General features: G+C 64.4%; 17 protein-coding genes. All 17 read right to left on the bottom strand.

Features of this window, described 5'->3' with window-relative positions; translation table 11 throughout:
• Window positions 1–87 precede the first annotated feature (87 nt).
• On the bottom strand, window positions 88–231 hold the full coding sequence (locus tag ACZ48X_RS08465; protein WP_336352383.1) for a hypothetical protein: 144 nt from the start codon (window positions 229–231) through the stop codon (window positions 88–90).
• 340 nt (window positions 232–571) lie between these two features.
• On the bottom strand, window positions 572–2,059 hold the full coding sequence (secY, locus tag ACZ48X_RS08470; protein ID WP_336352384.1) for a preprotein translocase subunit SecY: 1,488 nt from the start codon (window positions 2,057–2,059) through the stop codon (window positions 572–574).
• A 3-nt stretch (window positions 2,060–2,062) separates the two neighbouring features.
• Window positions 2,063–2,554 carry an uL15m family ribosomal protein gene (locus ACZ48X_RS08475; RefSeq protein WP_336352385.1) on the bottom strand — a complete coding sequence of 164 codons (492 nt, stop codon included), beginning with the start codon at window positions 2,552–2,554 and terminating at the stop codon, window positions 2,063–2,065.
• A 2-nt stretch (window positions 2,555–2,556) separates the two neighbouring features.
• On the bottom strand, window positions 2,557–3,021 hold the full coding sequence (gene rpmD, locus ACZ48X_RS08480; RefSeq protein WP_227133690.1) for a 50S ribosomal protein L30: 465 nt from the start codon (window positions 3,019–3,021) through the stop codon (window positions 2,557–2,559).
• A complete protein-coding gene (locus ACZ48X_RS08485) occupies window positions 3,018–3,674 on the bottom strand; it encodes a 30S ribosomal protein S5 (protein WP_336352386.1) in 657 nt (218 codons plus the stop codon). The genes rpmD and ACZ48X_RS08485 overlap by 4 nt, the downstream gene beginning before the upstream one ends.
• Window positions 3,671–4,222, bottom strand: a complete 552-nt coding sequence (locus ACZ48X_RS08490; protein WP_336352387.1) for a 50S ribosomal protein L18 — start codon at window positions 4,220–4,222, stop codon at window positions 3,671–3,673. The genes ACZ48X_RS08485 and ACZ48X_RS08490 overlap by 4 nt, the downstream gene beginning before the upstream one ends.
• Window positions 4,222–4,671, bottom strand: coding sequence for a 50S ribosomal protein L19e (locus tag ACZ48X_RS08495; protein WP_336352388.1), 450 nt, complete (start codon window positions 4,669–4,671; stop codon window positions 4,222–4,224). Before ACZ48X_RS08495 ends, ACZ48X_RS08490 begins: the two co-directional genes overlap by 1 nt.
• Window positions 4,664–5,371 (bottom strand): 50S ribosomal protein L32e, encoded by a 708-nt coding sequence (locus ACZ48X_RS08500; protein WP_336352389.1) that lies wholly within the window; start codon window positions 5,369–5,371, stop codon window positions 4,664–4,666. The genes ACZ48X_RS08495 and ACZ48X_RS08500 overlap by 8 nt, the downstream gene beginning before the upstream one ends.
• A 3-nt stretch (window positions 5,372–5,374) precedes the next feature.
• Window positions 5,375–5,911, bottom strand: coding sequence for a 50S ribosomal protein L6 (locus ACZ48X_RS08505; protein WP_336352479.1), 537 nt, complete (start codon window positions 5,909–5,911; stop codon window positions 5,375–5,377).
• Entirely contained in the window at window positions 5,912–6,304 is a 393-nt protein-coding gene (locus ACZ48X_RS08510; RefSeq protein WP_227133685.1) for a 30S ribosomal protein S8, read from the bottom strand. It abuts the gene before it with no gap.
• Window positions 6,305–6,306: 2 nt separating this feature from the next.
• Window positions 6,307–6,489: a 30S ribosomal protein S14 gene (locus tag ACZ48X_RS08515; RefSeq protein WP_227133684.1), complete on the bottom strand. Its 183-nt coding sequence runs from the start codon at window positions 6,487–6,489 to the stop codon at window positions 6,307–6,309.
• A complete protein-coding gene (locus tag ACZ48X_RS08520) occupies window positions 6,482–7,012 on the bottom strand; it encodes a 50S ribosomal protein L5 (RefSeq protein ID WP_379762966.1) in 531 nt (176 codons plus the stop codon). The genes ACZ48X_RS08515 and ACZ48X_RS08520 overlap by 8 nt, the downstream gene beginning before the upstream one ends.
• Window positions 7,012–7,722: a 30S ribosomal protein S4e gene (locus tag ACZ48X_RS08525; protein WP_336352390.1), complete on the bottom strand. Its 711-nt coding sequence runs from the start codon at window positions 7,720–7,722 to the stop codon at window positions 7,012–7,014. The genes ACZ48X_RS08520 and ACZ48X_RS08525 overlap by 1 nt, the downstream gene beginning before the upstream one ends.
• A complete protein-coding gene (gene rplX / locus ACZ48X_RS08530; protein WP_323675646.1) occupies window positions 7,719–8,075 on the bottom strand; it encodes a 50S ribosomal protein L24 in 357 nt (118 codons plus the stop codon). The genes ACZ48X_RS08525 and rplX overlap by 4 nt, the downstream gene beginning before the upstream one ends.
• Complete coding sequence (locus ACZ48X_RS08535) at window positions 8,072–8,470, bottom strand: 50S ribosomal protein L14 (RefSeq protein WP_227133681.1); 399 nt, start codon at window positions 8,468–8,470, stop codon at window positions 8,072–8,074. Before ACZ48X_RS08535 ends, rplX begins: the two co-directional genes overlap by 4 nt.
• Window positions 8,470–8,805, bottom strand: coding sequence for a 30S ribosomal protein S17 (locus ACZ48X_RS08540; protein WP_227133680.1), 336 nt, complete (start codon window positions 8,803–8,805; stop codon window positions 8,470–8,472). The genes ACZ48X_RS08535 and ACZ48X_RS08540 overlap by 1 nt, the downstream gene beginning before the upstream one ends.
• On the bottom strand, window positions 8,796–9,191 hold the full coding sequence (locus ACZ48X_RS08545) for a ribonuclease P protein component 1 (RefSeq protein WP_336352391.1): 396 nt from the start codon (window positions 9,189–9,191) through the stop codon (window positions 8,796–8,798). The genes ACZ48X_RS08540 and ACZ48X_RS08545 overlap by 10 nt, the downstream gene beginning before the upstream one ends.
• Window position 9,192: the final 1 nt, after the last annotated feature.

The raw sequence follows: 9,192 nt of genomic DNA on the forward strand, positions 1-9,192 counted from the left end.
CCTGGTCCTTCACCCGGAATCAGCCAGGGATGACTCTCGCACGCTCGAGTGCGGGCCCCTGGACTCGTCAGTACACGGTCGACTGCATCAGCGAGAGCGTTTCACGACGAGATCGACGTGGACCTCGTCGAAACCCGTCATCGCGCACACGTACACCACCGCCTCGCGCACGCTCGATGCGTGCTTCAGGAACCGAGACCATCCAACGACACCGAACGCGTCGTCGAGCACGTGAAACACGGCAACGGAACCACCGCCCGAATACCGCACACGGCAGCCATCACTCCCGCACGCACCCCAACAGCAACGATCGACCTCGCGAGCGTACCACCCCGCGCCCGCGACGAACGCGGACCCCACGACTCCCATCAACGAGCGGACCACACGACCCACCATCAACGAGCGGACCACACGACACCAAAGACGACCCAGACAACACACCTCCCACGTCGAGAGCACCGTGTCCGACGCCCGCACCGACACACACCGACCGCCACACTCGATCCACGACGAACCCTTCACGCGTCGCTACCGAACCACTATAGAACGGAAAGAGAGGAGAGAACCGCAGTCAGTCGCCGAACATCTGGCGCATCATCGGGTGCATCTCCATGAGTTGCTCCTCGGCGATCTCCTCGTACAGCTTGTACGTGATGGAGACCGCGAGCAGCAGCCCAGTTCCGGAGACACCACCGATGGTACCGAGCATGTTCGCCATGACCGCCAGCAATCCGACGAGGGCACCACCGATGACGGTCACGTGCGGGATGTACCGCTCCATGACCTTCTCGATGACACCGACGTTCTGACGGAACCCGGGAATCTGCATCCCGGAGTTCTGGATCTGCTTCGCGGTCGACCGCGGACCCATGTCGGCGGTCTCCACCCAGAAGATGGCGAAGATCGCACCGCCGATGATCATGAACGTCAGGTCGACCGTGACCCGAGTCACGACCTGCCAGATCTCCTGGCTCGGACCGCTCGCCAGCCACCACATCCAGTCAGTCGGCTGGCGGATCGGCGCCATGTAGTAGAACAACCCGCCGACCGGGCTGTTCGGGCCCTGAGCCGTCTGCGAGTACAACCCGAGCCACGGCATCTGCACGCCGAGGATCTCGATGACCACTCGCCCATCCGCTGTCGGCGACCCAGCCTGCGAGACGATGATACGCCCGAGGAACTGGAGGTTCGCCTGCAGCGCGCGAACGAGGATCATCGGCAGGACGCTCGCGTAGATGAGCTTCACGGGGAACCGACCACGTGCACCCTTCACGCGAGCGTGACTCAGCGGAATCTCGATCCGGACCGACTCCGCGTACACGACGATCACGAAGATCGCGAGCGTCGTGATGAGCGCGATGACCTGGCCCTGCGAACCGAGGACGTTGTCCACCGACAGCGCCGTGTCACCGAGCACCATCCCCGCCCAGTTGAACACCAGGCCGTTCCGCGGCCCGATGATACCCGTGACGAGACTCTCGGAAACACCTGCGACGATGAACAACCCGATACCGGACCCGACACCCCACTTCGAGATGACCTCGTCCATGAACAGGATGAGGAGGCCACCCACGAAGATCTGGGCGAACAACAGCCCCTGGACACCGGCGATACCGATACCGAGCTGTTGCGCGAGCGCCTGATCCGCGGGCAAGAACCCGCTGAGGACCATCGGTAGCCCCGTCAAGACGATCATGAACACGACGAGGAGTTTCTGGAGGCCCTGATAGAGCACCTGATCACGCGGATCGTCCGTGTCCAACCCGAGGAGGTTCGCACCCCCGAGCAACTGCAGGACGATGCTCGCCGTGACGATCGGTCCGATACCGAGATGCAGGACCGTGAACTGGCCGCCCGCGAGGATCGCGCGGAACTGCCCGAACAGGTCCTGGCCACCGCCAGCCGGCAGCCCCCAGAGGGGAACGCTCGTGAGGAAGAAGTACAACACGAGCACGCCACCGGTCCACATCAGTTTGCGCTTGAACGGCACGTGACCCTCCGGTCGCTCGACCGTGGGCATCCGCGTGAGTACCGGTTCCGCAGCCTCCTTCCATCCCATAGATTACTCCTCGTCGTCGTCCGATCCCTGAGTGTCTTCCGATTCGGCGAGCGCCTCGCCGCGCTCGGAGAGCTCCGCACTGCCACCGGCTTCCTCGATGAGGCCGCGAGCGCTCGCCGAGAACGCGTCCGCAGTCACGTGCAGTTCGTTCCGAACCTGCCCGTTCCCGAGGACCTTCACCGCGTCAGCCTCCCACGCGTCCTCGACGACGTCGCGCGCGTCGATGACGTACGCGTCGCCGTCCTTCTCGGCGTCGCCCTCAGCAGCGTACAGGACCGCGTCCTCGTCGAGCTTCTGCACCGAGATCTCGACGACGTCGTCCTGCGCGTCCTGCGGCCGCTTGAAGCCGTGTTTGCCGATCGGCTCGTAGTTGTGGAACTCGTGCTTCGTCCGTCCTGCGCGACCACGCCCACCACGGTGCCCGGCACCACGCCGGTTCTTGTGTGTGCCGCCACCGTGCGTGCGCGAGCCACGCTGTCTACGTTTCTTACTCATGGTTATCGCATCGCCTTGAGGAGCCCGTCGATATCACCCGTAGAGTGCTTGCCGATCTGGCCGCTCTCCTGGGTGGGGTGCTTGATGCCGTCGTGGCCCTTCCGGGGCGGGTGCAGGCGCAGGCACGGTGCCAGGCCCTGCTCGCGGAGCGTCGTCTCCTCCGCGATCAACGCCGCCGCAAGACCCTCGAAGTCCTCGAAGTCCGTGTGCTCGGCGAGGTACTCGCCGTCCACGTCAGCGTCGCCCTCGAGCGGTTCCGCGCGCTTCGAGAGGACCGTCGCGAGGACGTCCTCGCTGGGTTCGCCCATCGCCACGTAGTCGTTGACCTTCGTCAACATCCCCGTGTAGCTGTCCGTCTCCGGAACCAGCGCACAGTGATTGACCTCGTGGACGTTCAGCATCTCCAGCGTGTCCTTGATGTCGCCAGCCATGTCGACCTCACCGCGGAGCTGCACGACGGCCTTCATTGTTCGACCTCCCCCGCACCCTCGGACTGCCCGCGCGTGCGAGCACCACGAGACTGCGAAGCGTTCTGGAGCGCGTTGAACGTCGCCTTCGCCAGGTTCACCGTCGTCCGCGTGTTCCCGTAGGACTTCGTCCACGCGTCCTCCACGCCAGCGAGCTCCAGGACGTTCCGAACCGTCTCACTCGCCGCGAGCCCGAGCCCGAGCGGCGCCGGAATGAGTTCGACCTCGACCGAACCCGCCTTCCCGCTCGTCTTGTGCGTGAGCGAGTGCGGCTTCGTCGAACGGTCCTCCCACGACCCGGAGCCACGAGGCACGTCGATGATGTTCAGCTTCGCGATGTCGATGGCCTTCTGGATGGCAGCACCGACCTGGTCGTCACGACCCTCGGCGTACCCGACGTACCCGTCGCGGTTGCCGATGGCGACGACACAGCGGAACTTCACCCGTCGCCCGGAGTCGGTCATGCGCTGGACCATGTTGATGTCCAGCACTTCGTCGTCCAGCCCCGGCAGGAGCTGGTCGACGACCTCGGCCTCCTTCAGCGGAAGCCCGGAATTGAGGGCCTGCTCCATCGTCTCGATGTCGCCCTCCTGCACCTTCTTACCGAGGCGAGTGACGGGTTCCCAGCCGTCGTTGTAGTTGTCGTTACTCATTGTTCCATGAGGGTTTCCCGCACTTCGTCGAAGTGCTCGGGAAGAGCTGTTGCGTCGAACTCGCCCTGATAGAGCGGTTCGTCGAGCTGTTCTGCGTACTCGGCGATGTGCTCACCGCGGTTCCGCGGCCACTCCGCGAGCACCGCGTCGTTGTGAGGGATGTCCAGGCCCGCGTCGATCGCGCCCTCCTGGATGGCGAACACCTTACTACCGGGCGTCGCCGTGTTCAGACCGATGTCGAGGACCGCCTCCTCGAGACCAGCCTCGACCGCGCGCTGCCCAGCCAGAAGGCCGGTCAGGTACGCAGCCGGAAGGTTCCCCGTCGGAGCCTCCCATCCAAATTCTTCGAGATCGCTCGAGTGTGCAGCCGCGAGCGTGTCGTCACCGTCCGGACCAGGGAGCACCAGCTGCGCCGTGACGTGCCGGTTGCTCTTTCGAGCGACCAGGCGCGGCTTCCCGGATTTCAGGAGGCGCAACCTCTGATGGTAGTCCGTACGGACCTCGCGGCGACGTCGCATCGGAACCTTGTATCGTGGTCCTGTCGCCATTATTCGTCACCGTAGTTGTTGTCGATATAGTTCAGCAGGTACTGGACGCTCCGGAACTCCCCACCACGAGCCTTGTTGTAGAGCTCGCGGTACTGCGAACGGTCGATCTCGCCGTTCCCGCGGAGTTCGTTGAGCTTCTTTCGCTGCGCGCGAATGCGCTTCTCCCACGCATCCTTCGAGTTCTCGCGAGCACCGGCCTTCCCCTTGCGGGAGCCCGGGCCCTTCTGGTGGCCGTACGCGCGCTTCGCTTTGCGCTCGCGCGACCGACCCTTCGAGATACCCTTCTTCTCCTCTGCTCGAATCGTGCCGTCGTCGACGAGCTCGCGGATGTCCTCGCGCGTGATCGCTTCCGCGATCTCGCCCTGCTGGTCGGGGTCGAACCAGACGCGGCTCTTCCCGACGTCGAGGACGTCCGCAGCCAGTCGCTTCTGTGCGGACAGATCACTCATCGGAATCGACCTCCACTTCGACGTAGGTCGGATTCAGGACGCGGATCTCGGCGTCCTCCGCGTGCTCTTCGATGCGCTCGCGTTTGCGAGCACCGACCGCGGACGCGATACGGACCGCTTCCGTGTCACCGTCGACGCCCTCGAGGTCGTCCACGTTGTGCACGCGAACCTCCTCGAAGCCGGACGGATGCTTGCCGCGCACCGCCTTCGGCGTCCGGAAGCCAGCCTGCACCTTGTCGCCCTTGCCCTTCACACCACGTCGCTGCTTGGACAGCTGCCCGCGCGGCTTCCGCCACGAGGTCGGCGTCCGCTTCTTCTTGTGGTAATCCTGGCGGTTGAACTGCGGCTTGCCGACGCGACGACGCTGCTCGAGGAGGCGCTCCTCCTCGTCGGAAAGCGACGGCGTCTTCTCGGTCAAGCCACGCGGCTGGAGTTCGGTCTCGACGTCCTCCTCGGCCTCCTCGGCCTCGGACTCGTCGTCCTCGATCTCCGCCTCGGTGTCCTCGCTAACCTCGAGGTCACCGACGTCAGCCTTGATACGCGCAGCGAGCGCGTTCCCGACGCCGTCGACCTCCGCGAGCTCGGACTGGGACGCCGCCTTGATGTCCTCGACGGACTCGTAGCCAGCGTCCTCGAGCGCGTCGGCCTTCGACGGCCCGACACCGCTGATGTCTTCGAGATTCTCGGGTTCGTCAGCCATCTATCAGGCACCTCCTTTGCGGGGTTTCTGCGTGATGTACACGCCGTCCTGGAAGACACGCGTGTCCTTCCCGGAGACCTTCGTGAGCTGCTCGATGTCCGCGGCGGTCTGCCCAACTGCCTCCTTGTCCGCACCGCTGATGGTGAGCTCCTCACCATCGACAGAGACGGTGGTGTCGCCGTGGATAGTCGTCCGTCGCGGTGCCTTCTCGCCGAGGAAGTTCTCGATCACGACCTCGCCGTTCTCGACGTCCACCTGCATCGGGAAGTGAGAGTAGAAGACCTCCATCTCGTACTCCCAGCCCTCGGTGACGCCGTGGAACATGTTCTGGACGTGACTCTCGAACGTTCCGACCGTCGCCGTCGTCTTCGCGTCGTCCGCGTCAGAGGAGATGACGACCATCTCGTCCTCGACGTCGACGGAGACGTCCGGGTACCAGAGCCGTCGTGTGACGGCTCCGTTCGGACCCTCGACCGTCAGGTCGAGATGGTCCACGTCGGCGGTTACGTCGTCCGGAATCTGTAGTTCTACTCGCATGATTCAGTACACGTACGCGATGACCTGACCGCCGATGCCCTTGTCACGAGCCTCGTAGTGACTCATGACGCCGTGACTCGTCGTCACGATGAGCGCGCCGTAGTCCCGCGCCGGAAGGAACCGCTTCTCCCAGCGCTCGAACTCGTCCGCGCCAACCGAATACCGGGGCTTGACGGGGCCACACTCGTTGATCTGGCCTTTCAATTCGATTTCGAACTCGCCGGATTTACCGTCGTCGACGTACTCGAAGCCGTCGATGTACCCGCGGTCGTAGAAGACCTCGAGTACGCTACCGATCTCGTTCGAAGCGGGCGATACCTTGTGCGTGAGATGCCCGACACTCTCGGCGTTATCGAGGCCGGAGAGCGCGTTGCTGAACGGGTCGCTTGCTGTCATTGTTATCGGTACTTCTTGAAGCCCATGTCGCGAGCGATCTCTCGGAAGCACTGTCGGCAGAGCCAGATGTCGTACTTCCCGACGAGACCCTGCTCTCGGCCGCAACGCTGGCATTCCTCCAGCTGACCGGTCCGCTTTGCGGCGTGCTCTCCAGTCTGCTCGCGCTCTTGTTCGCTTTCACTCATCGTTAACCTCCACGTCGAACGACGACTCGACGAATCGAACCGCGTCCTCGGGGTTCAGTCGGTGCTTCGACGGCAGGCTCTGCGTGCGCTTGTCGCGCTTCGCGACGCGGTAGCCCGGTCGAACGAGGTTCACGGTCACGTCCAGGCCGTAGATCCCGACGTTCGGGTCGTACTCCTGGCTCGGGAAGTCCGTGTGCTCGTCGACGCCGAAACTGAAGTTTCCAGTGTCGTCGAACTGGGACGCCTCGAGTTCCGCGATCGAGAGCGTCGTCTCGAGGAACTCGGCGGCGTCGTCACCGCGGAGCGTGACCTTCGCACCGATCGGGTCACCCTGACGGATACCGAAGTCCGGCATCGTCGACTTGGCCTTCGTCCGAACGGACTGCTGGCCGGTGACGCTCTCGATGATGTCCTCCGCGTCCGCGAGCGCACGCCCACCTTCGCCGACGCCCATGTGGACGACGACCTTCTCGATCGTGGGTTCGCGCATCTCGTGGAACTCGGCGGACTCACTCTCGCTCATCAGTCCTCACCTCCCGTGGAGGCGGTGAAGTTCTCGTCGATCACGACGACGTACTCCTCGACGGTATCGTAGGAGCCATCGTCCTGCTCGACGGTCACCGTGTTCGACCCGCTGCCGTGCGTGACGGCGATGTCCGCGACCTCGCCGATCTCGCCGGCGTGACTGCCGCGGACCGCCGTGACGAGCGCACCCTCCTCGTAGGGGAAGTGCGCGACGATCTCGTCGTTCTCGAAGTCGACGACGATCGAGTCCTTCGCGGCGTACTCGCTCGCGTCCTCGAGCTGGAGCGTCTGCCCGTCGTGGAGCGAGAGCTGCGTGTCACCACCAGTGACCTGCTGCTTGCCCGTGATCTTCCCGAGCTTCGCGTCCGCCGCATCGGCGTCGATGGGCGTGAGCGCGAGTCGACCGCCTTCGTCGGGGAAGACACGGTAGTGCTCGCCGCGCTCGGTGAACGCGATGATGTCGAACATCCCGATGGGGCGCTGCTCGTCGCTGACGGCGTCGCCGTTCACGAGCACGGACCCCTGATTCAGGGCGTAGCGAGCTTCCTTCTTCGAGTCGACGTACCCGAGGACGTCACGGAGCAGGATGACCAGCGGGACACCCTCCTCGCCGTGCGGGCCGGCGTCGGCCTTCACGGTGAACGTCTCGGTCTTGCGCTCGACTGGCCAAGACTTCGGAACCGAGAGTCGCTTCTGGTGTTTCGTCATTCGTCATCACCTCTGAGGCGTGCCTCGCGCACGTCGTCCTCGAGATCGAGGTCCGTGATGCGGAGGTTCGACGCGTCGAGGGCGCGCGGGACGTCCTCGCCGTCGGCCTTCTCGAGCGTGACGTCCTCGACGTGCACGACCGCCTCGCGGAGGTCGACGTCGAGCACTTCGCCCTCGGTGCCCGCGAAGTCGCCGCGGAGCACCTCGACCGTGTCGCCCGCGTTCACGCGAGCGCGACGACGGTCGAACTCCTCGCGGAGCTCGTCGGAGAGCGTCGAACGAACCTGCTTCTGCTTCTCGTGAAGCGACGCACGCTCGGTCTGATTTCGCTGTTTGGTTGGTTGTCGTGTCATACTATCATCGTCGCAGTGGACGCAATCGAACCGAATCGTTCGGCCACCTCGCGCGCAATCGGACCCTTGATCTCCGTCCCCTGAGGCTCCTCGTTCTCGTTCACGAGGACGGCCGCGTTGTCCTCAAACTTGACGCGAGTGCCGTCGGGACGACGGATGGGCTTGCGCTGACGGATGATGACGGCTTCCTTGACCTGACGACGCTCTTCGGGCGTCCCCTTGGTCACCGAGACCGTCACCTTGTCACCGACGCCCGCCTTCGGGTGTCGGTTCTTCGTGCCGTGGTAGCCGGCGACGCTGATGATCTTCACTTCACGAGCGCCCGTGTTGTCCGAACACGCCACGAGCGAGCCCTTCTCCAGGCCCTGCGTGACGTCGGCCTTCAGGGCTTCCATCAGGCGTCACCTCCCTCGCCGTCGAGCACTTCGACGACGACGTGAGATTTCGTTTTCGAGAGCGGTCGTGTCTCTGCGATGCGGACCGTGTCGCCTTCCGAGAGTTCCATGCACGTCGGTGCATGGGCGGGTACCCGCGAACGCCGCTTCATGTAGCGGTCGTACTTGGGGACTCGCACGTCGTACTCTCGCTCGACGACGACGGTCTTGTCCATGTCGGTGGAGGCTACCGTACCTTCGAGGGTCTGGCCGCGCACGGCAAGCGAGCCGTGGAACGGACAGTCCTCGTCAGCACAGGAGTCCTCCGGTTCTGGTACGTTCAGTCCTATCGCCATTTCGAATCACCTGCAGTTTCCGATCGGAGTGCGGGTCGTGAGAGCAACCGGTCGCCATCCACCGTAACGTAGGCCACGCCGTCGCCCGACCCGGACTGACCGGCGCGGACGCCAGCAGTATCCCGGCCGAGTTTCGACGCGGTCCCCGACCGCTTCTCGCGGTCGGCGGCTTCATCTGTGACCTGGAACTCGAACACCGCGGACTCCTTCGGCACTTGCCGCACCCGAGACTCCCCATCGCGCACGTCCTCGACGTGCAGCGTGTTCCTCGATTCGAGGACGACACGCCCCGCTATCCCGACGAGGTCGGGGTTCGCGGCATCGACGACCTCCACGAGGAGGCCGTTGAGTTCGTGTCGTGGGAGCGTCTCGGGTGTCAGTGCCATG

It is taken from the genome of Halorubellus litoreus (assembly GCF_055378595.1).

Excerpts from the sequence above, each read along its gene's own strand:
- ACZ48X_RS08475 (WP_336352385.1), bottom strand. The coding sequence starts at position 2,554 with ATGAGTAAGAAACGTAGACAGCGTGGCTCGCGCACGCACGGTGGCGGC.
- rplX (WP_323675646.1), bottom strand. The coding sequence starts at position 8,075 with ATGACACGACAACCAACCAAACAGCGAAATCAGACCGAGCGTGCGTCG.
- ACZ48X_RS08515 (WP_227133684.1), bottom strand. The coding sequence starts at position 6,489 with ATGAGTGAAAGCGAACAAGAGCGCGAGCAGACTGGAGAGCACGCCGCA.
- ACZ48X_RS08485 (WP_336352386.1), bottom strand. The coding sequence starts at position 3,674 with ATGAGTAACGACAACTACAACGACGGCTGGGAACCCGTCACTCGCCTC.
- ACZ48X_RS08535 (WP_227133681.1), bottom strand. The coding sequence starts at position 8,470 with ATGGAAGCCCTGAAGGCCGACGTCACGCAGGGCCTGGAGAAGGGCTCG.
- ACZ48X_RS08520 (WP_379762966.1), bottom strand. The coding sequence starts at position 7,012 with ATGAGCGAGAGTGAGTCCGCCGAGTTCCACGAGATGCGCGAACCCACG.
- ACZ48X_RS08545 (WP_336352391.1), bottom strand. The coding sequence starts at position 9,191 with ATGGCACTGACACCCGAGACGCTCCCACGACACGAACTCAACGGCCTC.
- ACZ48X_RS08525 (WP_336352390.1), bottom strand. The coding sequence starts at position 7,722 with ATGACGAAACACCAGAAGCGACTCTCGGTTCCGAAGTCTTGGCCAGTC.
- ACZ48X_RS08495 (WP_336352388.1), bottom strand. The coding sequence starts at position 4,671 with ATGAGTGATCTGTCCGCACAGAAGCGACTGGCTGCGGACGTCCTCGAC.
- rpmD (WP_227133690.1), bottom strand. The coding sequence starts at position 3,021 with ATGAAGGCCGTCGTGCAGCTCCGCGGTGAGGTCGACATGGCTGGCGAC.
- secY (WP_336352384.1), bottom strand. The coding sequence starts at position 2,059 with ATGGGATGGAAGGAGGCTGCGGAACCGGTACTCACGCGGATGCCCACG.
- ACZ48X_RS08490 (WP_336352387.1), bottom strand. The coding sequence starts at position 4,222 with ATGGCGACAGGACCACGATACAAGGTTCCGATGCGACGTCGCCGCGAG.
- ACZ48X_RS08540 (WP_227133680.1), bottom strand. The coding sequence starts at position 8,805 with ATGGCGATAGGACTGAACGTACCAGAACCGGAGGACTCCTGTGCTGAC.
- ACZ48X_RS08510 (WP_227133685.1), bottom strand. The coding sequence starts at position 6,304 with ATGACAGCAAGCGACCCGTTCAGCAACGCGCTCTCCGGCCTCGATAAC.
- ACZ48X_RS08500 (WP_336352389.1), bottom strand. The coding sequence starts at position 5,371 with ATGGCTGACGAACCCGAGAATCTCGAAGACATCAGCGGTGTCGGGCCG.